The 24,783-nt window shown below is 61.2% G+C and carries 22 protein-coding genes; 14 read left to right on the forward strand and 8 right to left on the reverse strand.

Features of this window, described 5'->3' with window-relative positions:
• Positions 1 to 86 precede the first annotated feature (86 nt).
• Complete coding sequence (gene ompR, locus AC1RR7_RS13525; RefSeq protein ID WP_007952694.1) at positions 87 to 827, reverse strand: osmolarity response regulator transcription factor OmpR; 741 nt, start codon at positions 825 to 827, stop codon at positions 87 to 89.
• 360 nt (positions 828 to 1,187) lie between these two features.
• On the opposite strand from ompR, the gene AC1RR7_RS13530 reads away from it, so the two are divergent.
• The 7 genes from AC1RR7_RS13530 (at position 1,188) to tauD (ending at position 9,516) form a co-directional block, all read left to right on the forward strand.
• Positions 1,188 to 3,512 (forward strand): Tex family protein, encoded by a 2,325-nt coding sequence (locus tag AC1RR7_RS13530; RefSeq protein WP_493157667.1) that lies wholly within the window; start codon positions 1,188 to 1,190, stop codon positions 3,510 to 3,512.
• On the forward strand, positions 3,512 to 3,895 hold the full coding sequence (locus tag AC1RR7_RS13535) for a PaaI family thioesterase (protein ID WP_085712709.1): 384 nt from the start codon (positions 3,512 to 3,514) through the stop codon (positions 3,893 to 3,895). The genes AC1RR7_RS13530 and AC1RR7_RS13535 overlap by 1 nt, the downstream gene beginning before the upstream one ends.
• A gap of 214 nt (positions 3,896 to 4,109) precedes the next feature.
• Positions 4,110 to 5,693 (forward strand): glutamate--cysteine ligase, encoded by a 1,584-nt coding sequence (gshA, locus tag AC1RR7_RS13540; RefSeq protein ID WP_102620597.1) that lies wholly within the window; start codon positions 4,110 to 4,112, stop codon positions 5,691 to 5,693.
• A gap of 298 nt (positions 5,694 to 5,991) precedes the next feature.
• On the forward strand, positions 5,992 to 6,969 hold the full coding sequence (gene tauA / locus AC1RR7_RS13545; protein ID WP_493157669.1) for a taurine ABC transporter substrate-binding protein: 978 nt from the start codon (positions 5,992 to 5,994) through the stop codon (positions 6,967 to 6,969).
• A gap of 16 nt (positions 6,970 to 6,985) precedes the next feature.
• The gene (gene tauB, locus AC1RR7_RS13550) at positions 6,986 to 7,780 is read left to right on the forward strand and encodes a taurine ABC transporter ATP-binding subunit (RefSeq protein WP_493065889.1); all 795 of its coding nucleotides are present in this window, start codon (positions 6,986 to 6,988) and stop codon (positions 7,778 to 7,780) included.
• The gene (gene tauC, locus AC1RR7_RS13555) at positions 7,777 to 8,616 is read left to right on the forward strand and encodes a taurine ABC transporter permease TauC (RefSeq protein WP_064382739.1); all 840 of its coding nucleotides are present in this window, start codon (positions 7,777 to 7,779) and stop codon (positions 8,614 to 8,616) included. Before tauB ends, tauC begins: the two co-directional genes overlap by 4 nt.
• A gap of 57 nt (positions 8,617 to 8,673) precedes the next feature.
• A complete protein-coding gene (tauD, locus tag AC1RR7_RS13560) occupies positions 8,674 to 9,516 on the forward strand; it encodes a taurine dioxygenase (protein WP_096821900.1) in 843 nt (280 codons plus the stop codon).
• Between the two features lie 46 nt (positions 9,517 to 9,562).
• Here the strand turns inward: tauD and mgrA are convergent, their stop codons facing one another.
• Genes mgrA through AC1RR7_RS13575 form a run of 3 tightly spaced genes read right to left on the reverse strand, consistent with a single transcriptional unit; the run spans position 9,563 to position 14,186 of the window.
• Positions 9,563 to 10,600, reverse strand: a complete 1,038-nt coding sequence (mgrA, locus tag AC1RR7_RS13565; RefSeq protein WP_493071495.1) for an L-glyceraldehyde 3-phosphate reductase — start codon at positions 10,598 to 10,600, stop codon at positions 9,563 to 9,565.
• Positions 10,601 to 10,639: 39 nt separating this feature from the next.
• Positions 10,640 to 11,959 (reverse strand): LLM class flavin-dependent oxidoreductase, encoded by a 1,320-nt coding sequence (locus tag AC1RR7_RS13570; protein WP_493157671.1) that lies wholly within the window; start codon positions 11,957 to 11,959, stop codon positions 10,640 to 10,642.
• Between the two features lies 1 nt (position 11,960).
• Positions 11,961 to 14,186 (reverse strand): TonB-dependent receptor, encoded by a 2,226-nt coding sequence (locus AC1RR7_RS13575; RefSeq protein ID WP_493157673.1) that lies wholly within the window; start codon positions 14,184 to 14,186, stop codon positions 11,961 to 11,963.
• A gap of 206 nt (positions 14,187 to 14,392) precedes the next feature.
• On the opposite strand from AC1RR7_RS13575, the gene AC1RR7_RS13580 reads away from it, so the two are divergent.
• Entirely contained in the window at positions 14,393 to 15,430 is a 1,038-nt protein-coding gene (locus AC1RR7_RS13580) for a LacI family DNA-binding transcriptional regulator (protein ID WP_493157675.1), read from the forward strand.
• Between the two features lie 22 nt (positions 15,431 to 15,452).
• On the opposite strand, the gene AC1RR7_RS13585 is transcribed toward AC1RR7_RS13580, so the two are convergent.
• Together AC1RR7_RS13585 and AC1RR7_RS13590 are read right to left on the reverse strand one after the other, a co-directional pair.
• Positions 15,453 to 15,854 carry a type II toxin-antitoxin system HicB family antitoxin gene (locus tag AC1RR7_RS13585; RefSeq protein WP_493157677.1) on the reverse strand — a complete coding sequence of 134 codons (402 nt, stop codon included), beginning with the start codon at positions 15,852 to 15,854 and terminating at the stop codon, positions 15,453 to 15,455.
• A gap of 59 nt (positions 15,855 to 15,913) precedes the next feature.
• Positions 15,914 to 16,096, reverse strand: a complete 183-nt coding sequence (locus AC1RR7_RS13590) for a type II toxin-antitoxin system HicA family toxin (RefSeq protein ID WP_065261145.1) — start codon at positions 16,094 to 16,096, stop codon at positions 15,914 to 15,916.
• Between the two features lie 261 nt (positions 16,097 to 16,357).
• On the opposite strand from AC1RR7_RS13590, the gene AC1RR7_RS13595 reads away from it, so the two are divergent.
• The gene (locus AC1RR7_RS13595; protein ID WP_096821896.1) at positions 16,358 to 16,618 is read left to right on the forward strand and encodes a hypothetical protein; all 261 of its coding nucleotides are present in this window, start codon (positions 16,358 to 16,360) and stop codon (positions 16,616 to 16,618) included.
• Between the two features lie 24 nt (positions 16,619 to 16,642).
• Here AC1RR7_RS13595 and betT read toward each other — a convergent pair whose 3' ends face one another.
• Positions 16,643 to 18,604: a choline transporter BetT gene (betT, locus tag AC1RR7_RS13600; RefSeq protein WP_493157772.1), complete on the reverse strand. Its 1,962-nt coding sequence runs from the start codon at positions 18,602 to 18,604 to the stop codon at positions 16,643 to 16,645.
• Between the two features lie 288 nt (positions 18,605 to 18,892).
• The gene (gene epsC, locus AC1RR7_RS13605; RefSeq protein WP_096821894.1) at positions 18,893 to 19,819 is read right to left on the reverse strand and encodes a serine O-acetyltransferase EpsC; all 927 of its coding nucleotides are present in this window, start codon (positions 19,817 to 19,819) and stop codon (positions 18,893 to 18,895) included.
• Positions 19,820 to 20,009: 190 nt separating this feature from the next.
• Between epsC and AC1RR7_RS13610 the strand changes: the two genes are divergently transcribed.
• The 5 genes from AC1RR7_RS13610 (at position 20,010) to AC1RR7_RS13630 (ending at position 24,706) form a co-directional block, all read left to right on the forward strand.
• Positions 20,010 to 21,002 (forward strand): D-cysteine desulfhydrase, encoded by a 993-nt coding sequence (locus AC1RR7_RS13610; RefSeq protein WP_493157679.1) that lies wholly within the window; start codon positions 20,010 to 20,012, stop codon positions 21,000 to 21,002.
• Positions 21,003 to 21,248: 246 nt separating this feature from the next.
• Entirely contained in the window at positions 21,249 to 22,049 is an 801-nt protein-coding gene (gene tcyJ, locus AC1RR7_RS13615; RefSeq protein WP_096821892.1) for a cystine ABC transporter substrate-binding protein, read from the forward strand.
• Complete coding sequence (tcyL, locus tag AC1RR7_RS13620) at positions 22,049 to 22,714, forward strand: cystine ABC transporter permease (protein WP_085733348.1); 666 nt, start codon at positions 22,049 to 22,051, stop codon at positions 22,712 to 22,714. The genes tcyJ and tcyL overlap by 1 nt, the downstream gene beginning before the upstream one ends.
• 4 nt (positions 22,715 to 22,718) lie before the next feature.
• A complete protein-coding gene (tcyN, locus tag AC1RR7_RS13625; protein WP_096821891.1) occupies positions 22,719 to 23,468 on the forward strand; it encodes an L-cystine ABC transporter ATP-binding protein TcyN in 750 nt (249 codons plus the stop codon).
• 473 nt (positions 23,469 to 23,941) lie between these two features.
• Positions 23,942 to 24,706 (forward strand): hypothetical protein, encoded by a 765-nt coding sequence (locus tag AC1RR7_RS13630; RefSeq protein WP_493157681.1) that lies wholly within the window; start codon positions 23,942 to 23,944, stop codon positions 24,704 to 24,706.
• The last annotated feature ends 77 nt before the right edge of the window (positions 24,707 to 24,783 follow it).

The following is a 24,783-nucleotide window of genomic DNA, read 5'->3' on the forward strand; positions in this document are numbered from 1 at the left end:
AGCAATGCTCGCATATTGCGGATAACGAGTCTGCGGAGGCGGCATTTTTGACCGTTCTACACAGACCCGCTCCTACAAATCACCCGTCACTTGGTGGAGTTGCCATCCGGCACGAACACATAACCCACGCCCCAGACAGTCTGGATGTAGCGCGGTTTGGACGGATCGGGTTCGATCATCCGGCGCAGACGGGAAATCTGCACATCGATGGAACGCTCCAGGGCATCCCACTCCCGGCCACGGGCCAGGTTCATCAGTTTGTCGCGGGTCAGCGGCTGACGGGCGTTCATCACCAGGGCCTTGAGTACCGCGAACTCACCGGTGGTGAGCATGTGCACTTCGTCGCCGCGCTTGAGTTCGCGGGTGGCCAGGGACAGCACGTAGTCACCGAACGTGACGTTCTCTTCTTCGCTGCCCGGCGCGCCCGGCACCGGTGCGGCCTGACGGCGCAGCACGGCTTTGACGCGGGCCATCAACTCGTCCGGGTTGAATGGCTTGGCCAGGTAATCGTCGGCGCCCAGTTCCAGGCCCTTGATACGGCTCAACTCGTCGCCCTTGGCGGTGAGCATGATGATCGGGATCTGATTGTTCGCGCCACGCAGGCGACGGCAAGCGGTCAGGCCGTCTTCGCCCGGCAGCATCAGGTCGAGGACGACCAGGTTGAACACTTCACGCGACAGCAGACGATCCATCTGCTCGGTATTCGGTACGGCGCGGGCGCGGTAGCCCTTGCTGACGAAGAAGCGTTCCAGCAGGCTGCTCAGCCCCGGATCGTCGTCAACAATAAGAATTTTTTCGCCTTCAGCAGTTTGTGCAGTGCTGCTCATTGGATGCTCCTTTTAGCTCGGCGCGCATTATGGCGTAGCTGCCGTTATACGCACCGTGTGCATTGTTAGCAGATTTTTCCTTCACTGCCAGAAAACCGGGGCTTGAGCCTACAGACTGTGTCGCCCCCGAATGACAGAACGCTGGTTATAATGCGCGGCCTTTTGTGTCAGGCAACGTCTGAATCGTTACCGCAGGTGGCCGTCTCTTATTTTCCGGGCCGTCGCAGTAATTGTTCGATTTCACGGGTCAATGGGATGCCTTTTGACCCAGGCAGCGGCAAGCGTCAGGCCGCCCAACCAGACTCCGGGCCTTTATTTACGTGCCTGCGAGCCTGCTTTCACAATTTGTCAGGTGGTTTTATGGACAGCATCAACAGCCGCATCGCCGAGGAACTCGGCGTACGCCCACAACAGGTCGAAGCGGCCGTCGCGCTACTCGATGAAGGCTCTACCGTTCCCTTCATCGCCCGTTACCGGAAAGAAGTGACCGGCAGCCTCGATGACACTCAGTTGCGTCATCTGGAAGAGCGTCTGCGCTACCTGCGAGAACTCGACGAACGGCGCATCAGCATCCTCGCCAGCATCCAGGAGCAGGGCAAACTCACCCCTGAACTGGAGCGCGAAATCAAACTCGCCGACACCAAGACCCGCCTCGAAGACTTGTACCTGCCGTACAAGCAGAAGCGCCGCACCAAGGGCCAGATCGCCCTGGAAGCCGGCCTCGGCGAGCTGGCCGACGGTCTGTTCAACGACCCGAGCCTGGCCCCGGAAGCCGAAGCCGCACGCTTCATCGACGCCGAAAAAGGCGTGGCCGACGTCAAGGCTGCGCTGGAAGGCGCCAAGTACATCCTCATGGAGCGCTTCGCCGAAGACGCCAACCTGCTGGAAAAACTGCGCACTTACCTGAAGCAGGAAGCCACCCTCAGTGCCCGCGTGATCGCCGGCAAGGAAGAGGAAGGCGCCAAGTTCCGCGATTACTTCGAACACGACGAACCGCTGAAAAGCATGCCGTCGCACCGCGCGCTGGCGATTTTCCGTGGCCGCAATGAAGGCATTCTCAGCTCCGCACTGAAGGTCGGCGATGAACTGCCGGGCACCATGCATCCGTGCGAAGGCATGATCGGCCAGCAAGTCGGCATCCAGAACCAGAACCGTCCGGCCGACAAATGGCTGGGTGAAGTGGTGCGCTGGACCTGGAAGGTCAAGCTCTACACCCACCTGGAAACCGACCTGCTCGGCGAGCTGCGCGACGGCGCCGAAACCGAAGCGATCAACGTGTTCGCCCACAACCTGCACGACCTGCTGCTGGCCGCTCCGGCCGGCCCGCGCGCCACCCTGGGTCTCGACCCGGGCCTGCGCACCGGCTGCAAGGTCGCGGTGGTCGACTCCACCGGCAAGCTGCTGGATCACGCCACGGTTTACCCGCACGTGCCGCACAACAAATGGGATCAGACCATCGCGATCCTGGCCGCTCTGTGCGCCAAGCACTCGGTCGACCTGATCGCCATCGGCAACGGCACCGCCAGCCGTGAAACCGACAAACTGGCCATCGAGCTGATCAAAAAATATCCAGCGATGAAAATGACCAAGGTCATGGTCTCCGAAGCCGGCGCATCGGTGTACTCGGCATCGGAACTGGCAGCCAAGGAATTCCCGGATCTGGACGTATCGATCCGTGGCGCCGTGTCCATCGCCCGTCGCTTGCAGGATCCACTGGCCGAACTGGTGAAAATCGATCCGAAATCCATCGGTGTCGGTCAGTACCAGCACGACGTGTCGCAGCTGAAACTGGCACGCGGCCTGGACGCCGTGGTCGAGGACTGCGTGAACGCCGTGGGCGTGGACGTGAACACCGCGTCCGTGGCGCTGCTGGCGCGGATCTCCGGCCTCAACGCGACCCTGGCGCAGAACATCGTGACTCACCGTGACGAACACGGCGCGTTCAAGACTCGCGCTGCACTGAAGAAAGTCGCGCGTCTGGGCGAAAAAACCTTCGAACAGGCCGCCGGCTTCCTGCGCGTGATGAACGGCGACAACCCGCTGGATTCCTCGGCGGTTCACCCGGAAGCCTATCCGCTGGTGCAACGCATCGCCGCTGAAACCGACCGCGACATCCGCTCGCTGATCGGCGATGCCGGGTTCCTCAAGCGTCTGGATCCGAAGAAATTCACCGACGAGACCTTCGGTCTGCCAACCGTCACCGACATCCTGCAAGAACTGGAAAAACCGGGCCGCGACCCGCGTCCGGAGTTCAAGACCGCCGAGTTCCAGGAAGGCGTCGAGGACCTGAAAGACCTGCAACTGGGGATGATCCTCGAAGGTGTGGTGACCAACGTGACCGCATTCGGCGCGTTCGTCGACATCGGCGTGCATCAGGATGGTCTGGTGCACATTTCGGCGCTGTCGGAGAAGTTCATCAAGGATCCACGCGAAGCGGTGAAGGCCGGTGACGTGGTGAAAGTGAAGGTCATGGAAGTCGACATCCCGCGCAAACGCGTCGGCCTGTCGATGCGCATGAGCGACACCCCGGGCGAGAAGATCGACGGTGCCCGTGGCGCGCGTCCAGGCTCGGCGCCACGCCAGTCGCAGGGTTCGGCGCCGCGCAAGGAAACCACGCCGGCGGCTCCGGCGAACAACGCCATGGCGTCGCTGTTCGCCAACGCCAAGCAGTTGAAGAAACGCTGATGGAAATTCCGGCCGGGCTCGTCGAGAGCGCGTTTTTCAAGCTGTTGGGCTGCCGCCTGCACAGCCTGGAAACCGGGGTGGCGCAAGTCGCCCTGGTGCTGGAACCCGAACTGCGCAACCGCGGCGGCAAGCTGCACGGCGGCGCGCTGTTCAGTCTGGTCGATATCGCCATGGGGCTGGCCTGCTCCAGCACCCACGGCTTTGACCAGCAAAGCGCGACCATCGAGTGCAAGATCAACTACATCCGCGCCGTCTCCGAGGGCGAGGTGATGTGCACGGCGCGGGTGATCCACCCGGGCCGGCGCACGCTGGTGGTCGAAGCCGACGTGATGCAGGGCGACAAACTGGTCGCAAAAGCGCAAGGCACGTTCGCTGTCCTGTAGATGTTGTTCATCATTTTGAGTTAATTTCGGCGCTGTGATCGCAGCGTCGGAGTTTTCCTCGCCCGCGTCTGCCAGATTCAGGGACTGAAGTTGGCGTTTCCAATGGGGCTTTCATGGCCCGAAAACCAGGCGAAAACGCCAGTTTCAACTTCCCCCTTGTAGACCGTCCTGCCCACCCCCATATTGGGGCGACTGACGCGTGAAGGAATCCAAATTGAGCGAACTTCTCAACCGCCGCCTGGCTCTGCTCGGTGAGCGCGCCAACCTCTCTCTGCTCGAGCAGTGCCTGCACGGTATCGAACGTGAATGCCTGCGCGTGACCGGCGAGGGACGTCTGGCGCAAACGCCGCACCCTGAAAGCCTGGGTTCCGCGCTGACCAACGAACAGATCACCACCGACTATTCCGAGTCGCTGCTGGAATTCATCACGCCTGCCCTGCCAGACCCGGCCGACACCCTGGCCAGCCTGGACAAGATTCATCGCTTCGCCTACAGCAAGCTCGGCAACGAGTACCTGTGGAGTCCATCGATGCCGTGCCCGTTGCCGGCCGAGGAAGACATCCCGATCGCCTATTACGGCACCTCCAACATCGGTCAGCTCAAGTATGTCTACCGCAAGGGCCTGGCCCTGCGTTACGGCAAGACCATGCAGTGCATCGCCGGGATTCACTACAACTTCTCCCTGCCGGAAAAACTCTGGCCGCTGCTGAAAGAAGCCGAAGGCTTCGTCGGCACCGACCGGGATTTCCAGTCGTCGTCCTATATCGCGCTGATCCGCAACTTCCGTCGCTACAGCTGGCTGCTGATGTACCTGTTCGGTGCTTCGCCGGCGCTGGACGCGGGGTTCCTGCGCGGCCGTTCGCATCAACTGGAACAGTTGGACCCGGACACTCTGTACCTGCCTTACGCCACCAGCCTGCGCATGAGTGACCTCGGTTACCAGAGCAACGCCCAGGCTGGCCTGACCCCTTGCTACAACGACCTGGCAAGCTACACCGACAGTCTGCGCAAGGCGGTGGCCACGCCATACGCGCCGTACGTAGAAGTCGGCACGCACCAGGATGGCGAGTGGGTGCAACTGAACACCAACATCCTGCAGATCGAAAACGAGTACTACTCCAACATCCGCCCGAAACGCGTGACCTACACCGGCGAGCGGCCGATCCAGGCGCTGGTCGCCCGTGGCATCCAGTACGTCGAAGTGCGTTGCCTGGACATCAACCCGTTCCTGCCGATGGGCATCGACCTCACCGAATCGCGCTTCCTCGACGCGTTCCTGCTGTACTGCGCACTGAACGACAGCCCGCTGCTGACCAACATCAGCTGCGGCAACGCCACGTCGAACTTCCTCAGCGTGGTCAAGGAAGGTCGTCGTCCGGGCCTGCAATTGCAGCGTGACGGCCAACCGGTCGAACTGAAGGAATGGGCCGCCGAACTGCTGGAAAAAATTGCTCCACTGGCGGCGCTGCTGGATCAAAGCCATGGCGGCGATGCCCACAGCAAGGCACTCGACGCACAACTGGCCAAGGTCAAGGATTCGTCCCTGACGCCTTCGGCCCAGGTGCTGGCGGCGATGGCCGAGCACAAGGAAAGCTTCGCGCAATTCTCCCTGCGCCAGAGCCAGGCTCACGCCGAGTTCTTCCGCAGCGAGCCGTTGGCGGCTGAGGAACAGGCGAAGTTCGAAGAACTGGCGCGGTCGTCGCTGGCGCAACAGGCTGAACTGGAGCAGAACGAGGTGGGCGATTTCGACGTGTTTGTCGGGTCGTATCAGGCGAGTATTCTGGCGATCAGCAACTGACTGCCTTCCACTCGTTGATCGTTCCAACATCGAGGCGTCGAGCCGTCCGCTTGGGAACGCCTCACGCTAATGATCGTTCCCACGCTCCGCGTGGGAATGCCTCAAGGGACGCTCTGCGCCCCAGTGACGCGGAGCGTCACAAGCTGAATTCCCACGCAGAGCGTGGGAACTATCAAATACCCCCGGCTTAGATTTTTCCGCTCATAAGCTAAGTCTAAAAAGTTATTTATTTCTAGATTCTTAGATCATTTAGTCTCCTTTCACGCCGATCCTCGGTCGCCTGATATGGAGCTCTCCAATGAAACTGAATGTCCCGCTTCGCCTGCTGGCCGTGGCCTCTCTGGCTGCCGCGAGTTTCCTGGCTCAGGCCGCCGACCTCACCGTCGCCTACCAGACCACCGTTGACCCGGCGAAAGTCGCCCAGGCCGACGGCGCCTATGAAAAAGCCACCAAGGCCGACATCAGCTGGCGCAAGTTCGACAACGGTGCCGACGTCATCACCGCCATCGCTTCGGGCGACGTGCAGATCGGCTACCTCGGTTCCAGCCCGCTGACTGCTGCGATCACCCGCAAAGTCCCGGTGGAAACCTTCCTCATCGCCACCCAGATCGGCGCTGCTGAAGCGCTGGTCGCCCGCGACGGTTCCGGCATCAAGACGCCGCAGGATCTGGTCGGCAAGAAAATCGCCGTGCCGTTCGTGTCCACCGGTCACTACAGCCTGCTGGCCGCGCTGAAGCACTGGAACATCGATCCTTCGAAAGTCACCGTCCTCAACCTCGCCCCGCCAGCGATCATTGCCGCGTGGAAACGCGGTGACATCGATGCCACCTACGTTTGGGATCCGGCGCTGGGTGTGGCCAAGGAAAACGGCAAAGTGCTGATCACTTCCGGAGAGCTGGCCAAGTTCGGCGCGCCGACCTTCGACGCCTGGATCGTGCGCAAAGACTTCGCCGAGAAGCACCCGGACATCGTTACCGCATTCGCCAAGGTCACCCTCGACGCCTACGCCGACTACCGCAAGGATCCGAAAGCCTGGATCGCCAATCAGAGCAACGTCGACAAACTGGTGAAACTGTCCGGCGCCAAGGCCAGCGACATTCCTTTGCTGCTGCAAGGCAACGTCTACCCGCTGGCGGCGGATCAGGTCAGTGACCTCGGCGCGCCGACCACCAAAGCCATCACCGACACCGCTGCGTTCCTCAAGGAGCAAGGCAAGGTCGAAGCGGTTCTGCCGGACTACGCGCCGTACGTCAGCGCCAAGTACATCACCAACTGATCGGGAGTTAATTGCGATGGCCTTGCTACAGCTGGAGCGCATCAGCGCACAGTATCCCGGCAGCCCGGAACCGGTGCTGGCGGATATCTCTCTGACCCTGGGGCCCCAGCAATTGCTGGTCGCCCTCGGCCCGTCCGGCAGTGGCAAGACTTCGCTGTTGAACCTGATTGCCGGCTTCGTCGAACCGAGCGCAGGGCGCATCACCCTCGACAACGTGCCCGTCAAAGGCCCGAGCGCCGAGCGCGGCGTGGTGTTCCAGGACGACGCCCTGCTGCCCTGGCAGGACGTGCTGGCCAACGTTGCCTTCGGTCTCGAACTGGCCGGTGTCGCCAAGGACAAACGCGAACAGCGCGCCCGGGAAATGCTCGCGCTGGTCGATCTCTCCGGTTTCGAAAAACGTCGCATCTGGCAACTCTCCGGTGGCCAGAAGCAACGTGTCGGCCTGGCCCGCGCCCTCGCGGCCGACCCGCGCGTGCTGCTGATGGACGAACCCTTCGGTGCCCTCGACGCCTTCACCCGCGAACAGATGCAGGAACTGTTGCTGCAAGTCTGGCAACGCACCGCCAAACCGGTGTTCCTGATTACCCACGACATTGAAGAGGCGGTGTTCCTCGCCACCGACCTGATTCTGCTGGCGCCGAATCCGGGACAGATCGTCGAACGCCTGCACCTCGACTTCGGCCAGCGCTATGCCGCCGGCGAATCGGCGCGGTCGATCAAGTCCGATCCGCGCTTCATCGAAACCCGCGAACACGTGCTCGCCAAAGTGTTCTCGCAACGCAGCGCCGTTCAGCGGCAGGAGCGCGCATGAGCAGTTACGACGTTTCCGCCACCGCAGTGAAACCCGCCGCCACGTCGGTGGTGATTCCTGTGCGTCGCAGCCTCAGCACTCGCTGGATCAGCCTGCTGACCTTGTTCGCGTTGCTGGTGATCTGGTGGGCCGTCACGGCCACCGGCCTGATCGAACCGCTGTTCCTGCCGCCACCGTCCGCCGTACTGCAAAAAGGCTGGTTACTGGCGACCACGGGTTACATGGATTCGACGTTGTGGCAGCACCTGGGCGCGAGCCTGAGCCGCATCGGTCTGGGCCTTGGTTTTGCGATTCTGACCGCGGTGCCGGTGGGCATCGCCATCGGCGCCAACCGCATCGCCCGAGGTGTGCTGGATCCGCTGATCGAGTTCTACCGCCCTATTCCGCCGCTCGCGTATCTGCCGCTGATCGTGATCTGGTGCGGTATCGGCGAGTTGTCGAAAGTGCTGCTGATCTACCTGGCGATTTTCGCCCCGATCGCGATTGCTACCGCCACCGGCGTGCGCACCGTCGACCCGGCCAAACTGCGCGCTGCGCAATCGCTGGGGGCGACTCGCGCACAACTGATTCGCCACGTGATTTTGCCGAGCGCGCTGCCAGACATTCTGACCGGTGTGCGCATTGGCCTGGGTGTCGGCTGGTCGACTCTGGTCGCCGCCGAATTGATCGCGGCCACCAGTGGCCTGGGCTTCATGGTGCAGTCGGCTGCGCAATTCCTGGTCACCGACGTGGTGGTGCTGGGGATTCTGGTCATCGCCCTGATTGCCTTCGCCATGGAAATGGGCCTGCGCGCCCTGCAACGCAAACTGGTGCCGTGGCACGGCCAGGCCCACTGATTTTTCAGCACTGACTACCCCGACAGTTTCGGGGCCCCGGAATTGAAGAGAACCACCATGAGCAGCCTGAACATCACCCCGTTAAGCTCGGCCCTCGGCGCACAGATCAGCGGCGTCGACATCAGCCAGCCGCTGAACCTGGAACAGCGCGACGCCATCGAGCAGGCACTGCTCAAATACCAGGTGCTGTTCTTCCGCAATCAGCCGATCGAGCCGTCGCAACAGGCACGTTTCGCCCACTATTTCGGCGACCTGCACATTCACCCGATCTACCCGAATGTGCCTGAGCAACCGGAAGTGCTGATCCTCGACACCGCCGTCACCGACGTGCGCGACAACGCGATCTGGCACACCGACGTGACCTTCCTGCCAACCCCGGCCATGGGCGCGGTGCTCAGCGCCAAGCTGTTGCCGGAGTTCGGTGGCGATACGTTGTGGGCCAGCGGGATTGCCGCGTATGAGGCGCTGTCGACGCCGATGAAAGCGCTGCTCGAAGGGTTGACCGCGACTCACGACTTCACCCGCTCATTTCCGTTGGAGCGCTATGGCAACACGCCGGAAGCACTGGCGCAGTGGGAAGAGGCGCGGCGCAAGAATCCACCGCTGTCGCATCCGGTGATTCGTACGCACCCAGTGAGCGGGCGGCGTTCGTTGTTCGTCAACGAAGGCTTCACGTCGAAGATCAATGAGTTGTCGGAGACTGAGAGTGAAGCGGTGCTGAAGTTTCTGTTCGCCCACGCGACGCGGCCGGAGTTCACCATTCGCTGGCGCTGGCAGAAGGATGACATTGCGTTCTGGGATAACCGCGTGACGCAGCATTACGCGGTGGATGATTACCGGCCGGCGCGGCGGGTGATGCAGCGGGCTACGGTGTTGGGGGATGTGCCGTTTTTTCGCTGAACAATTGATCGTTCCCACGCTCTGCGTGGGAACGATCAGTGTGTCGTTATTCCGCCGTCGAAGGCTTCTCCCAAAGATTGATCCCGCCCTCCTGGGCAAACCGGTCAATCTCCGCCAACTCCTCCGCACTGAATCTCAGATTTTTCAACGCCCCGACGTTCTCGACAATCTGCTCCGGCCGGCTCGCGCCGATCAGGGCCGAGGTCACTCGCGGATCCCGCAGCGTCCACGCCAGCGCCAGTTGCGCCAGACTCTGCCCACGACGTTTGGCGATTTCATTCAACGCCCGCACATGAGCGATGTTGGCCTCGGACAAATGCGAAGCCTGCAACGAACCACCCCCCGGACGATTGACCCGTGCATCCGCCGGCACGCCGTTGAGGTATTTGTCGGTCAGCAGACCCTGCGCCAGCGGGGTGAACGCAATCACACCGGTGCCGAGTTCGTCGGTGGTGTCGAGCAGGTCCTTTTCCACCCAACGGTTGAGCAGGTTGTACGCCGGTTGGTGAATCAGCAGCGGCACTTTCCACTCTTTGAGCAGCGCGGCGATCTCACGAGTTTTCACCCCGGAGTACGACGAGATACCGATGTACAGCGCCTTGCCCTGCTGCACCGCAGTGGCGAGGGCGCTGGCGGTTTCTTCCAGCGGGGTGTCCGGGTCGAAGCGGTGCGAATAGAAGATATCCACATAGTCCAGGCCCAGGCGTTGCAGGCTCTGGTCGAGGCTGGCCAGCACGTATTTGCGCGAACCGCCGCCCTGGCCGTAAGGGCCGGGCCACATGTCCCAACCGGCCTTGCTGGAGATGATCAGTTCATCGCGATATTGCTTGAAGTCTTCGCGCAGCAAACGGCCGAAATTGGTCTCGGCGCTGCCGTAGGGAGGGCCGTAGTTGTTGGCCAGGTCGAAGTGGTTGATCCCCAGATCGAACGCGGTGCGCAGCAAGGCGCGCTGGGTGTCGATCGGCGTGCTGTCGCCGAAGTTGTGCCACAGGCCCAGGGACAGCGCCGGCAGCACCAGACCGCTGCGTCCGACGCGGCGGTAAGGGATGGAGTCATAACGGTTTTCGGCAGCGGTGTAAGTCATCGAATCCTCTCTTGTCGGTCTTGAATTGGGTGTCGATTGCTACGCAAATCTGTTGCCGGGCCGGGCAAGGCCAAGGTTCTGGCGCAAGGTCCGGCCCTCGTATTCGGTTCTGAACAATCCGCGCCGTTGCAGTTCCGGGACCACGCCATTGGCGAAGTCTTCGAGCCCGCCGGGCAGGTGCGGCACCAGCACGTTGAAGCCGTCCGCCGCGCCCTGCTCGAACCATTCCTGCAAACGGTCGGCAATCTGCACCGGAGTGCCGACGACGCTGTAATGCCCGCGACCGCCAGCAATTCGCCTGCCCAGTTCGGCCAGGGTCAGATGCTCCCGGCCGGCCAGTTCGGTCAGCAGTTTCTGCCGGCTCTGCTGGCCGCTGTCGGTCAGCGGCAACTCCGGCAGCGGCCCGTCCAACGGGTACTTCGACAGGTCGAAGTTGCCCAGCATACGCCCAAGCAGGGCGACACCAACCTCGGGTTCGACCAATTGCTGAAACGTTTCACATTTTTCCTGCGCTTCGGCTTCCGTCTGCCCGACGACGACAAACACACCGGGCATGATTTTCAGCGAATCGGCGCTGCGCCCGTACTTCGGCAAGCGTCCCTTGAGGTCGGCGTAAAACGCCTGGGCGCTGGCCAGTGAGGTCTGCGCGGTGAACACCACTTCGGCCGTCTGCGCCGCCAGTTCACGCCCGGTTTCCGACGAGCCAGCCTGCACGATCACCGGCTGACCCTGTGGCGAACGTGCGACGTTCAGCGGGCCCTTGACCCGGAAGTGCTCACCGACGTGATCCAGCACATGCAATTTTTCCGGGTCGTAATACGCTCCGCTGGCCTTGTCGCGGAGGAAGGCGTCGTCCTGCCAACTGTCCCAAAGTCCAGTGACCACCTGATGAAATTCCCGGGCGCGGCTGTAGCGTTCGGCATGGCCGATGTGTTCGTCGCGGCCGAAATTCTGCGCTTCGGCGGCGTTGTCCGAGGTCACCAGATTCCACCCCGCTCGCCCGCCCGAGAGGTGATCGAGCGAAGCAAATTTACGCGCCACGTGATACGGCTCGTTGTAGCTGGTAGTGGCGGTGGCGATCAGGCCGATGCGTTCGGTCACGGCGCTCAAGGCCGAGAGCAACGTCAGCGGCTCGAAGTGATCCGAACGGGCCATCCGGCTGGCGATATCCTGGGTCGGCGCAGCGACGCTGTCGGCGACGAACAACGTATCGAACTTCGCTGCCTCGGCAATCTGCGCCAGACGTTTGTAATGGGCGAAATCCAGCCCGGCGTTGGCCGGCACATCCGGATGACGCCACGCGGCGACGTGGTGCCCGGTGGCCATGAGAAACGCGCCGAGTTTCAGCTGTCTGCTCATCTCAGAAGTCCTTGCGCAGTTGCACGCCGAAGTAGCGCTCGTCGTCGCGAGGCACGGCGCGGTAGATGTAATTGCCACCGCTGGCGAGCAACGGCGAATACGACTTGTCGGTGAGATTCTTGCCCAGCAATGCCACGCGCCAGCCGTTGGTGTAATCGGCCAGGGCGACGCTGGCATTCCAGAGGCCGTAGGCGCCCTGCTTGGTGTCGGCGTTCTGGCTGATGTCGTACTGCACTTCGCTCTGCCAGCTGTAATCGGTGCCGAGTTCGATATCCAGGCCGTTATCCAGCGGGATGGTGTAGTCGGCCCGCACGTAGCTTTTCCAGTCCGGGCTGAATGGCAGCGGTTTGCCGTTGACGTTGCACGACGCCGCCGCACCCGCCGGGCAGGCGAACTGGTCGATGCGGGCGCGGGTGTAAGCCAGCGCTCCGGAGAACTTCAGTTGCTGGGTCGCCTGCAAGGCGTAATCGAGTTCCACGCCCTCGGTGCTGACGCTGCCGGCGTTGATCAGGCGCGTCACCACTTGCCCGGCGACGGTGTCGAAAAAGTTCGCCTGGTAGTTGTCGTAGTCGCTGTGGAAAACCGCGAGGTTGGTGGTCAGGCGATTGTTCCAGGATGAAGCTTTGATCCCCGCCTCCCAGGTGTTGGAGGTTTCCGGCTTCAATGCTTCAGTATCGCGCGGCTGCATGTTGAAGAACACGTTGTAGGCCGGGCCTTTGTAACCGCGCGAGTAGGTCAAATAAGTGGTGACCGCATCGCTCAAGTCGTACTGCAAACCGAGCCGACCGGACCAGCCGTCCTCGTCCACCGAACCGGAACTGCGGGTGGCCGGTTGAATGCCGCTGACCGTGGTTGTAGAAGTGGAAACGCGACGGTGATCGTATTCCAGATCGTCGTGGGTATAGCGCAGGCCGGCAATGCCACGGAAATCCGAGGTGAAATTCAGCGTGCTCTCGCCGAACACCGCGTAGCTGTCGCTGGTGGCGCTGTAGTCGGCGACACCACGGTCAGTTCGAGTAGTTGTGGTCAACGTGCGCTGATAGGTCTCGTCATCCTTGCCGTGCATGTAGAACAGGCCGCCGACGTATTCGAGAAACTCGCCTTTCGGCGAGGCCAGACGCAACTCCTGCGAGTACTGGTCGAAGGCCAGATCGCCCTTGTCCGCCGTGCCGGGGAACGCGGCCGTCACCGTGCCGAGGCGGTCGCCGTCCTGATACTGGGTGTTGTCCCAGCCACGCCACGCGGTGATCGACGTCAGGGTGTAATCGCCCAGTTGCCAGTCGAGCTGGCCGGACAGGCCCTTGTTGGTGTCTTCGACGTGGGTGCGGGTGTCGGTGTTGATGTCGCGGTTGTGGCTGGTGGCGCTGACCGGACTCAGCGCGTTGGCGAAGGCCGGGGTCAACGACTTGGTGACGACGCCGTTGGGGCCGTCATCGTGGGACTGCATGTAGTCGGCGATCAGGGTGAAGGTGACGTCGTCGTTCGGGGTGAATTCCAGTTTGCCGCGTACACCGCGATGGTTGTAACCGTTGACCTCCTGGCCATTGTGCTTGTTATCGACGTTGCCGTCGTAAGTGCCGAACAAGGTGCTGATCGAACCCTTGAGCGTGTCCGGAATCAGGCTGCCGCCAATGCCGAAACGGGTGCGGCTTTCGTTGCCGCTGTAGTACGACTGATCGATGTAACCGTGGGTCTCGGCGGTCGGCGCCTTGCTGGTGATGTTCAGCACGCCGGCCGACGCGTTTTTGCCGAACAGCGTGCCTTGCGGGCCGCGCAGAACCTCGACGCGCTCCAGATCCAGCAGATCCAGAGTCGACTGGCCAGGACGGGCGTAGACCACGCCGTCAATCACCGTGGCCACCGTCGGCTCGACGCCCGGCGAGGTGGAAATCGTCCCCACGCCACGCACGAACAACGAGGTGTCCTTGTTCGATGCGCCAGTGCGGAAATTCAGCGACGGCACTTGCTGGACGATGCTCGCCACGCTGTTGCGGTTGTCGCGCTCCAGTTGCTCGCCGTCGATTACCGACACCGCCACCGGGACCTTTTGCAGCGACTCTTCGCGGCGGGTGGCGGTGACCGTGACGGACTTGAGTGTCGGCTCCTGATCGGTGCTGTCGGCGGCGAACGCGGCGGGCAGCGGCAGCGCGGCCAGCCCGGTGAGTAGCCAGCCCGCAGCGCGGATCGATTGCGCCAGTTTGTGTGTCGCCCCAGGAATGTTGTGCATGTTTGCCCGCTCGAAAAGTTGCCCTGAACCGCTGCCGTTCTGCGACGACAGCGCCTGTCTCGGTGTCTTGGGCATTCGCTCGAGCGAGTAGCAGACAACGCGCCTTGTTAGCGCTAACATCGCCAGTATTGGCAAGCCGAACATAGACCGTCCAATACTGAAAAATTACTTTTATATGCGTTTTGGTTTTTAAGAAGGATCGAGCCTTGAGCGAAGAAAAGCCCCGCAAACGCCGTGGCGCCGGTCGCGTGACCCTCAACGCGGTGGCGCGCCAGGCCGGTGTTTCGGCAATCACCGTGTCGCGCTACTTCAACCAGCCGGACCAGGTGTCGCCCGAACGCCGCGAGCGGATCGCGGCGGTGGTCGCCGAGCTGGGTTATGTGCCGAACCTGGTGGCCGGCGGGCTCGCCTCGGCGCGGGGAAAAATCGTCGGCATGGTGATCCCGAACATCTCCGGGCCGATCTTCGCCAACACCATTCAAGGCTTCAGCGACACCCTCAGCCGCCACGGTTATCAGTTGCTGCTGGCCTCGAGTTACTTCAGCGCCGAGCAGGAAGAAAACGCGGTACGGGCCTTCCTCGGCTGGTCGCCGGCGGCGCTGGTGGTCACCAGTCACTTTCACAGCGCGGGCACGGAAAAGATGCTCGCCGAAGCGGATATCCCGGTGATCGAAACCTGGGATTACCAGCCAGATCGCGAGCCGATGCAGATCGGTTTTTCGCACTTCGAGGTGGGTGTCAGCGCCGCTCGTTATCTGCACGGCAAAGGCTATCGGCGAATCGCCTTCGTGCAGAACAGCGCACCCGGCGACTTCAGCGCACTGGAACGCCGCGACGGTTACGCAGCGACCGTCCGCGAGTTCGGTCTGGAACCGTGGGTATTCGCACCAGATGCCGATCGCGCCCCGTTCGAGGCCGGCAAACAAGCGATGGAAGCGCTGATGAACGCCTCACCGCGCCCGGACGCCATCATCTTCGCCAACGACAACCTCGCCGCCGGCGGCCTGCTCGCCGGGCAACGGGCCGGCCTCAAGATTCCCGAAGACTGCGCCGTCCTCGGCTTCGGCGACTACCCGTTCGCCGAGATGCTGCTGCCGAGCCTGAGCACGATCAAACCGCCGGCGCTGGAGATCGGCGTACTGGCGGCGACGCGAGTACTGGAAAGTCTGGGCGTGCTGCCGAGCGATGAGGTGCAGCGGTTGAATCTGCTGCAATGCACGGTCATTGAGCGGGAAAGTACCTGACCCCAAATGCTGTAAACCGGCCTTAAGCCGACAACTCACGCAAGGCAGCAGCAGCCAGAAATCCGGAGCGAGAGCTGTAACGCTGATCCCGTCGTACAGTTTGGTCAATACGCTCCAGCAACTGCTCCGGCAGCGTAGCGTTGAAGCGCACCGACTTGCCGAAATAGGGAGTGATATCAAACTCGACTACACCCCAGATACCGCCGGTGTAATCCGGGTTCTTGAGATGAGCATCAATGTCCTGAACCCGAGGCAACGGCGCGCCATCAGCGACCAATCCCTCATAGTGCAAGGCCAGTGCCTCCTGAGTGTTGTCAAAAGCTTCGGCTACCGTTGTGCCTGCGGAGAAACAGCCCGGTACATCCGGGATAATCACTCCGTAGTCTGAGTCGGCATCCTTGTGCAGAACGACCGGGAATTTCATGTAAGTGAATCCTTCCTCTGACATGTCCATAAAGGGACTTTCGTTTCCAATCACGGGCTTCATTTCAAACCCGCCTGTTTCAAGATGCTGTTGATCGTACCCTTGGGAAGATCCGAATCCGGATGCTTGATCGTCACCCTCCCTGGCTTGCCCGGATGTTTGTATTGGTGGTGACTACCTTTGACGGCGACCAGATACCAGCCATCCTCCTCGATCATCCTGATCATTTCCCGACTACGCATTTCCTTCGCCCTGTTCGACAGCAAGAGCTGCGTACTTTAGGAGCTGGACGCCTCACCCAATACACACCATACACACTTGGACAAATATTAGCCTACCAGGCAGACACGTGTTTAATATCCAGATCAGCGGTGAGCGCGCCTAACAAGCGACCCGCATAAACAGATGGATACGTGCCGAAATGTGTCGAACGACATGAGGCTGACAGCTGACCTATGCTCAGCAAAGACAGGACGACTCCCTTTCACAGGCAGATCCCGACCATGCACACCGCAATCATCATCTTCTTCGGCCTGATCCTGCTGGCGCTGATGTTCTATATCGGCGAGCGCATCGGCTTCAGCCGGCAGACGCTGGCCTACGGCTTCGCGGCGTTGTGGCTGGCGTTGACGGTGATCAATGGCGCGGTCGGCGTGGTGCACGCCGGGCAGCCGCTGGGGTCGGAGATCGCGATTGGCAGCGCCGTGTTCGGCGTGCCGATCGCCGCGATGGTTTTGTTCATGGTGCTGAGCGCCGAGACCTGAATCCGTCCCGGCGCCCTGCCCCGATCAACGCACCAGATGCAGGAACTGCATGTGCCGTTCGTACTGGTCGAGGATGTCGTTGATGATCTGTTCTTTCGTGTAACCGACCAGATCGTAGTCCTGACTGCCCTCGCTCAGATGCACTTCGGCGCGGTAGTAGCGGCGGTTATTGAGCTGCTTGGAACCCATGCCACCACGAGCGAACGACGGCGTGAAGTAGCCACGCATCTGCACCTGGTAGATGAACGGGTGCAACTCACCATGGCCGATTTCCAGGCTGACGCTGTCATGGGCCGGGTCCGGTTGGGTGACCACGTTCAGACCTTTCTCGACGAACACCGCGGTCACTTCTTCGATGGCCGGTTTTACCATGGTGTCCATGAAGCGGTACACCTCGTCCCGCGACGGGAAGTGCACGGCCTGACTCAGGCGCTGGCGCCAGCCACCCTTGCCACGCCGTGAACCGGACACAGGCGCCAGCGAATGCAGTTGCGCGATCTGTTTCTGCGACTCCAGATAGAACGCCTTGTGCAGCCCCCACATCATCAGCAGCAGAATCAGCGAGAACGGCAGCGAGGTCAGCACCACCGCTGACTTCAGCGCATCGATGCTGCCGGAGAACAGCAGCGCACTGGTGATCAGTGCGGTCATCGCCCCCCAGAACACCCGCAGCCATTTCGGTCCGTCTTCATCCGGGTTGCCACCCTTGGCGGACAGGGTCGAGAGCACTACCGTACCGGAGTCGGCGGAGGTGACGAAGAACACGAAGCTGATGAACACCGTCACCGCGATGACAGTTTTGCTCCACGGGTAGGTTTCCAGCAGCAGGTACAGGGTCATCGACGGGTTGTCGAGGGCCGACATGCCCAGTGCCGACATGCCGTGATTGAGCACCTGATCGATGGCGCTGTTGCCGAAGATCGACATCCACGCCAGGGTGAAACCGAGCGGAATCAACAACACGCCGAAGACGAATTCGCGGATGGTCCGGCCACGGGAAATCCGTGCGATGAACAGGCCCACGAATGGCGACCACGCGATCCACCAGGCCCAGTAGAACACCGTCCAGCCACCGAGCCAGTCGCTCGGTTTGTCGTAGGCGTAGAGGTCGAAACTCTTCATCGGCAACGCGCCGAGGTAGTCGCCGAGGTTCTGGATCAGGGTGTTGAGCAAATGCTGGGTGGGACCGGCGAACAACACGAACAGCAGCAGCGCACAGGCCAGCAGCATGTTGATGTCGGACATGACCCGCACGCCTTTATCCACTCCGGAAACGGCGACGATGATCGCCGCGCCCATCATCAGCGTGATCAGGCCGACCTGAATCCACTGGGTGTGGGCGATGCCGAACAGGTAGTCCAGACCCGAGTTGAGGTGCAACACGCCGAAGCCCATGTCCGCACCGAGGCCGAACACCGTGGCGATGATGCCGAAGCCGTCCACCGCGTAGCCGATGGGGCCGTTGATGCGTTTGCCGATCAGCGGGTACAGCGCCGAACGCAGGGCCAGCGGCAGGTTGTGCCGATAGGCGAAATACGCCAGCGCCATGCCGACGAAGGCGAACACGCCCCAGCCGTGCAGGCCCCAGTGCAAAAACAGGATCTGCATCGCCTGGCGCGCCGCGTCCGCGGTGCCGGCCTCGCCTTGCGGCGGCTGGAGCATGTGGGTCAGCGGCTCGGACACACAGAAGAAAAACAGCGTGATGCTGATCCCGGCGGCGAACAGCATGCCGGCCCAGGACAGGTAACTGAATTCGGGTTCGTCGTGGTCGGCACCGAGTTTGATCTTGCCGTAGCCCGATAACGCGGTGACCACCACGAAGACCAGATACAGGGTCATCGCGAGCATGTAGTACCAGCCGACCGTATTGGCCGCCCAGTTTTGCGCTTCAAGGAGCCAGGCACCGGCCTGTTCCGGCATGGCGATGACAACCAGGCCAAACAGCAGAATCACTGTCGCGGCGAACCAGAACACCGGCGGATTCATGCGTACCAGGCCGCTGGCAGGGGTGGACGATGCACTCATGAACGGTGCACCTCAAGGGATTGGAAAATGGCTGAAATGATCGGACTCAGCAAAGGCAAGCCTCCTGTTGTGAGCGGGCAGCGAGCTACCGGTTTAACTTGAATGAACGTTCAAGTTAAACATGGATAGCACGCTAAGGACTAATCGCAGGGCTCAGCGGTCGCTTTCGTACGCTAGCTCAAGGAGGGGTATGACGCTGTGGCGAGGGCGTTCGTTCCCACCTCGCGCGGGAACGAACGGACAGGAAAATTACTTCTGCGTCCCGTCATCATGCTGCAGGTTGGCCTGGGTCAGGTTGCACCCGGCCGGCACGCTGCGGGTCAGCCATACGTTGCCGCCGATGGTCGAACCCTGGCCGATGGTGATGCGCCCGAGAATCGTCGCGCCAGCGTAAATCACCACGTCGTCCTCGACAATCGGATGCCTAGGATGGCCCTTCTGCAACTGGCCGTCCTCGTCCGCCGGGAAGCGTTTGGCGCCGAGGGTCACTGCCTGATAGATCCTGACGCGCTCGCCGATGATCGCGGTCTCGCCGATCACCACGCCGGTCCCGTGGTCGATGAAGAAACTGCGGCCGATCTGCGCGCCCGGATGGATATCGATACCGGTCGCCGAGTGGGCGATTTCCGAACTGATCCGCGCCAGCAACGGCAGACCCGCGCGATACAAATGGTGCGCCAGACGATGGTGGATCACCGCCAGAATCCCCGGATAGCACAGCAGCACTTCATCGACGCTGCGCGCCGCCGGATCACCGTGATAGGCGGCCAGCACGTCGGTGTCGAGCAGGCTGCGCAGGCCCGGCAATGCGAGGGCGAAGTCCTGGATGATCCTGATCGCCTGCGCCTCGACTTCGGTGTCGGCCCGGGCGCTGTGGCGGGCGACGTAACGCAGTTCGAGTCGCGCCTGCGCCAGCAATGCATTCAACGCAACGTCGAGGGTGTGACCGACGTAAAAATCTTCGCTTTCTTCTCGTAGATCAACCGGCCCCAGACGCATCGGGAACAACGCGCCGCACAAGGCTTCGAGAATCTGCGCCATCGCATCACGGGACGGCAACTCGCGCCCGCCCTGCTCGCCGCTGGCGCGGCCATTTTGTGTACGCCACTGATCCCGGGCGGTACGCAGTTGGCTGACGATGGTCTGCAATTGCCAATGGCTGGAACGCTCGCTCACGGTAAAGACTCCTCACGGGCGGCCGGACTGTCTGGCCGCGTCAACGGCCACTACTTTACGGCAACGCCTAGGAGGCGAATTAAGAACCGATAGTGCTGGCCTAAGCACATTTGGCTATAAGCGATTGGCGGTTGCCCCGGTAAATCGGCGTGCCTATAGTCCTGACATCTCCTTGCATCAGTACGGACTCATGATCAAACAACAGCTGGACCGCTTTAACCGCCTCGACCTGCTCGGCCAACCGACCCCACTGGAAAAGCTCGAGCGCCTGTCCACCTGGCTCGGCCGCGATGTCTACATCAAGCGCGATGACCTGACGCCGCTGGCCATGGGCGGCAACAAGCTGCGCAAGCTCGAATACCTCGCCGCCGATGCCCTCGCCCAAGGCGCGGACACGCTGATCACCGCCGGCGCACTGCAATCGAACCACGTTCGCCAGACCGCCGCGCTGGCCGCGAAACTCGGCCTGGGCTGCGTGGCGCTGCTGGAAAATCCGCTGGGCACCGATGACAGCAACTACACCGGCAACGGTAACCGTCTGCTGCTGGATCTGTTCGACACCAAGGTCGAACTGGTCGACAACCTCGACAACGCCGACGAACAACTGGCCGCCCTCGCCGTGCGTCTGCGCAGCAACGGCAAGAAGCCTTATCTGGTGCCGATCGGTGGTTCCAACGCCCTCGGCGCACTGGGTTACGTACGCGCCGGCCTGGAGCTGGCGGAACAGATCAAGGACACCGGCCTGCAATTTTCCGCCGTGGTGCTCGCCTCGGGCAGCGCCGGTACACACAGCGGCCTGGCACTGGCCTTGAGCAAAGCACTGCCGCAACTGCCGGTGATCGGCGTGACCGTCTCGCGCAGCGAAGAAGATCAGCGCCCGAAAGTGCAGGGCCTGGCCGAGCGCACTGCCGATCTGTTGGGCGTGGCGCTGCCGGAGAGTTTCAAGGTCGAGTTGTGGGACGAATACTTCGGCCCGCGCTATGGCGAGCCAAATGCCGGGACATTGGCGGCCGTGAAACTGCTGGCGAGTCAGGACGCCGTGTTGCTGGATCCGGTCTACACCGGCAAGGCCATGGCCGGGTTGCTCGACGGTATCGGTCGCGGGCGTTTCGATGACGGCCCGATCATTTTCCTGCACACCGGCGGAGCCCCGGCGCTGTTTGCCTACAAGGATTTTCTGTAGGCCTGAGCGCGTTCCCGCGCCCTGCGTGGGAACGCTCAGCGTCGGCTCGAATGCATATTCATTAAATGCATAACAAATAGAAAATTCATTATTTTCCATTCTAAAAGAACCGTCTTATAGTCTCGCCGCAGGCGAATTTCGCGAGAGACGCATAAGCTGCTTTAAGGCAGGATAGCGCTGTCGTTCAACTCCCGGATTCGCCAACTTTCCTTAAGCGTCTTCCATAAGAAAACACAGGGGCTTGTCATGATTCTTTCCGCACTACGTCGAAATCTGCTGGTAGGTTCGCTGGGCCTGGCACTGAGCGCCGGTCTGATCAGCAGCGCCGTTGCCGGTGAGCAACTGCAACAGATCAAGGACAAAGGCGTTATCAACGTCGGCCTGGAAGGCACTTATCCACCGTTCAGCTTCGTTGATGCCGACGGCAAGCTGTCGGGCTTCGAAGTCGAACTGTCCGAAGCCCTGGCCAAGAAGCTTGGCGTCAAGGCCAAGATTCAGCCAACCAAGTGGGACGGCATCCTCGCCGCGCTGGAATCCAAGCGTCTGGACGTCGTGGTCAACCAAGTGACCATCTCCGACGAGCGCAAGAAGAAGTATGACTTCTCCGAGCCGTACACCATCTCCGGGATTCAGGCGCTGGTGCTGAAGGACAAGGAAGCTGCGCTGAACATCAAGTCCGCCGCTGACCTGTCCGGCAAGAAAGTCGGCGTAGGCCTGGGCACCAACTACGAGCAATGGGTTCGCGCCAACGTGCCGGGTGCCGACGTGCGTACCTACGACGATGATCCGACCAAGTTCGCCGACCTGAACAACGGCCGTACCGACGCGATTCTGATCGACCGTCTGGCCGCGCTCGAATACGCCAAGAAAGCGCCGAAAACCGTAGCGGCCGGTCAGGCGTTCTCCCGTCAGGAATCCGGTATTGCCCTGCGCAAAGGCGAGCCTGAACTGCTGGCGGCCGTGAACAAGGCCCTCGACGAGCTGCGTGCCGACGGGACCCTGGCCAAGATCTCGGAAAAGTACTTCCAAGCTGACGTCACCAAATAATGGAAGCAGCTTTCCAACTCGCACTGGACTCCGCGCCCTTTCTGCTCAAGGGCGCGTACTACACGGTAGTCCTCAGCCTCGGCGGCATGTTCTTCGGCCTGCTGCTGGGCTTTGGCCTGGCGCTGATGCGCCTGTCGCGTTTCAAATCGGTCAGCTGGCTGGCCCGCATCTACGTGTCGTTCTTTCGCGGCACGCCATTGCTGGTCCAGCTGTTCGTGATCTATTACGGCTTGCCGCAAATGGGTCTGGAACTCGATCCGCTGCCGGCGGCCCTGATCGGCTTCTCGCTGAACATGGCCGCTTACGCCTGTGAAATCCTGCGGTCCGCGATCGGTTCGATCGAACGAGGCCAATGGGAAGCGGCTGCGAGCATCGGCATGACCCGCGCGCAGACCCTGCGCCGGGCCATCCTGCCGCAAGCGATGCGCACGGCGTTGCCGCCGTTGGGCAACAGCTTCATTTCACTGGTCAAGGACACCGCGCTGGCTGCCACCATCCAGGTGCCGGAGCTGTTCCGTCAGGCACAACTGATTACCGCCCGGACTTTCGAAGTCTTCACCATGTATCTTGCCGCCGCGCTGATCTACTGGATTCTGGCCACAGTGCTGTCGCACTTCCAGAACAAGTTGGAAGAGCGGGTCAATCGGCACGACCAGGAGTCCTGACCCCATGATTGTCGTGGAAAAACTGACAAAGCAGTTCAAGGGTCAAGTCGTGCTCAACGGCATCGATCTTGAAGTGAAGGAAGGCGAGGTCGTGGCGATCATCGGCCCCAGCGGTTCGGGCAAGACCACGTTCCTGCGCTGCCTGAACTTCCTCGAACAACCCACCAGCGGCCGGATCAAGGTCGGCGATATCGAGATCGATACCAGCCGCCCGCTGAACCAGCAGCAAAGCCTGGTGCGCAACCTGCGCCAGCATGTGGGCTTCGTGTTCCAGAACTTCAACCTGTTCCCCCACCGCACCGCCCTGGAAAACGTCATCGAAGGCCCGATCGTGGTCAAGAAGATGCACCGCGACGTAGCCATTGCTCTGGGCAAGAAGCTGCTGGCCAAGGTCGGCCTGGCGGGCAAGGAAGACGCTTATCCACGGCGCCTGTCCGGTGGCCAGCAACAGCGCGTGGCGATTGCCCGGGCGCTGGCGATGGAACCGGAAGTGATCCTGTTCGACGAGCCTACATCGGCCCTCGACCCGGAACTGGTCGGCGAAGTGCTGGCGACCATTCGCGGCCTGGCCGAAGAAAAACGCACCATGGTTATCGTGACTCACGAAATGGCGTTCGCCCGTGACGTGGCCAACCGTGTGGTGTTTTTCGACAAGGGTGTGATCGTCGAGCAAGGCGAAGCCAAGGCGCTGTTTGCCAATCCGAAAGAAGAACGCACACGACAGTTTCTCAGCAAGTTCCGCAACAACGGCTGATAACTTCGCAAGTGCTATCACTCACTTCCATGGATGGAAGTAGTGTTTTCCCCGCAATACATTCCCCCTCCAAAAATAAACAATAAAACCCTTCAAAGCGCAGTACATATATATGTCCTGCAACACGTTCCCTGTGCGTAAAATTCGCCGCGTCTTGATTTTCCGCTTCGGTAGAACTCACAGCGAAACAGGCTGAAAACCGCAGCAATCTGTAGCTCTCTTCCTTACAAAGCCTAGGCTGACAGCCGCGACAATGTAGGAACCTTCTGATTAATCCGTAATTCACGGATTAACTAATCCACTCGCTTGACACCTCTTCCGGCGAACTCTTATCTAGTCTCCAACCGGCACACGCTAGTTCAACAAGATACTTTCAAACTTGTACGGAACTCCGAAGTTTTATTGCCGGGTAATTCACGCCATTCGTTCTTTCGAAAACGGACTTCGCTGCAAGGCTTCAAGGAGAGAAACCGATGACCTGCATTTCAAACACCCCGCTGCTGGCACCACCGACCCTGGAAAAATCCCACGGGGCCGGTATCAACCTCATGGCGGCCGCCAACCTGACGGTCGACATCAGGCCCTGGCACAACATGGACAGTGGCGACCTGATCGAGCTGTTCTGGGATGGCTGCTACGTTGCTTCCCGCGTGCTGAATGCCGGGGATGTCGGAAGCACGGTCAGCCTGCGGGTACCGGAAAGCTTCATCATCAGCGGTTCGCCGCGCGTGCATTACCGGGTCATGCAGGTCGGAAGAAACCCGGCGCTGTCGGCCAGCGCGCAGTTCCAGGTCAAGCTCGACTGCCCGGGCGGGCAATTCGCGGCAGGCTGCGCGGAGGAAAACCAGTACCTGCTGCCGGTCAGTCTTCCCGAGGTCATTCGCCGACGCGGAATCAACCCGAACCAGATCAAGCGCGGCGTTCCCCTGACTATCGAGCCTTACCTGAACATGGCCGAGGGTGACGAAATCACCCTGCGCTGGGGCGATGTACGTATGGATCTGCCGCGTATTACCCAATCCGATATCGGTCACGGCATTCAGGTCTGGGTGCCCCCGGCAATCATCGTCGAAGCCGGCGAAGACCTGCAGCTGGATGTGACCTATTGCATCATCGACCGGGTCGGCAACAACTCGCGTTGGGCACCATCACAGACGCTGAAGATCGGTTGCGTGAATCCTTATCTGAAAGTGCCCTTGAGGCAGATTCCCATGGCCGCGGAGCGCAAAGCCGAGTGAGCTTTTGATCTTCTATGCATATTCCTAAAAGTTAGTTTATTTAATATTTATACGCGCTTAGGGTATATGAACCGGAC

The organism is Pseudomonas sp. GW821-FHT11G12 (assembly GCF_058808055.1).

Bases quoted from the DNA above. Each gene is read 5' to 3' on its own strand.
- ompR (WP_007952694.1), bottom strand. From the start codon at position 827: ATGAGCAGCACTGCACAAACTGCTGAAGGCGAAAAAATTCTTATTGTT.
- AC1RR7_RS13530 (WP_493157667.1), top strand. From the start codon at position 1,188: ATGGACAGCATCAACAGCCGCATCGCCGAGGAACTCGGCGTACGCCCA.
- AC1RR7_RS13535 (WP_085712709.1), top strand. From the start codon at position 3,512: ATGGAAATTCCGGCCGGGCTCGTCGAGAGCGCGTTTTTCAAGCTGTTG.
- tauA (WP_493157669.1), top strand. From the start codon at position 5,992: ATGAAACTGAATGTCCCGCTTCGCCTGCTGGCCGTGGCCTCTCTGGCT.
- tauB (WP_493065889.1), top strand. From the start codon at position 6,986: ATGGCCTTGCTACAGCTGGAGCGCATCAGCGCACAGTATCCCGGCAGC.
- tauC (WP_064382739.1), top strand. From the start codon at position 7,777: ATGAGCAGTTACGACGTTTCCGCCACCGCAGTGAAACCCGCCGCCACG.
- tauD (WP_096821900.1), top strand. From the start codon at position 8,674: ATGAGCAGCCTGAACATCACCCCGTTAAGCTCGGCCCTCGGCGCACAG.
- mgrA (WP_493071495.1), bottom strand. From the start codon at position 10,600: ATGACTTACACCGCTGCCGAAAACCGTTATGACTCCATCCCTTACCGC.
- AC1RR7_RS13570 (WP_493157671.1), bottom strand. From the start codon at position 11,959: ATGAGCAGACAGCTGAAACTCGGCGCGTTTCTCATGGCCACCGGGCAC.
- AC1RR7_RS13575 (WP_493157673.1), bottom strand. From the start codon at position 14,186: ATGCACAACATTCCTGGGGCGACACACAAACTGGCGCAATCGATCCGC.
- AC1RR7_RS13585 (WP_493157677.1), bottom strand. From the start codon at position 15,854: ATGAAATTCCCGGTCGTTCTGCACAAGGATGCCGACTCAGACTACGGA.
- AC1RR7_RS13590 (WP_065261145.1), bottom strand. From the start codon at position 16,096: ATGCGTAGTCGGGAAATGATCAGGATGATCGAGGAGGATGGCTGGTAT.
- AC1RR7_RS13595 (WP_096821896.1), top strand. From the start codon at position 16,358: ATGCACACCGCAATCATCATCTTCTTCGGCCTGATCCTGCTGGCGCTG.
- betT (WP_493157772.1), bottom strand. From the start codon at position 18,604: ATGAATCCGCCGGTGTTCTGGTTCGCCGCGACAGTGATTCTGCTGTTT.
- AC1RR7_RS13610 (WP_493157679.1), top strand. From the start codon at position 20,010: ATGATCAAACAACAGCTGGACCGCTTTAACCGCCTCGACCTGCTCGGC.
- tcyJ (WP_096821892.1), top strand. From the start codon at position 21,249: ATGATTCTTTCCGCACTACGTCGAAATCTGCTGGTAGGTTCGCTGGGC.
- tcyL (WP_085733348.1), top strand. From the start codon at position 22,049: ATGGAAGCAGCTTTCCAACTCGCACTGGACTCCGCGCCCTTTCTGCTC.
- tcyN (WP_096821891.1), top strand. From the start codon at position 22,719: ATGATTGTCGTGGAAAAACTGACAAAGCAGTTCAAGGGTCAAGTCGTG.
- AC1RR7_RS13630 (WP_493157681.1), top strand. From the start codon at position 23,942: ATGACCTGCATTTCAAACACCCCGCTGCTGGCACCACCGACCCTGGAA.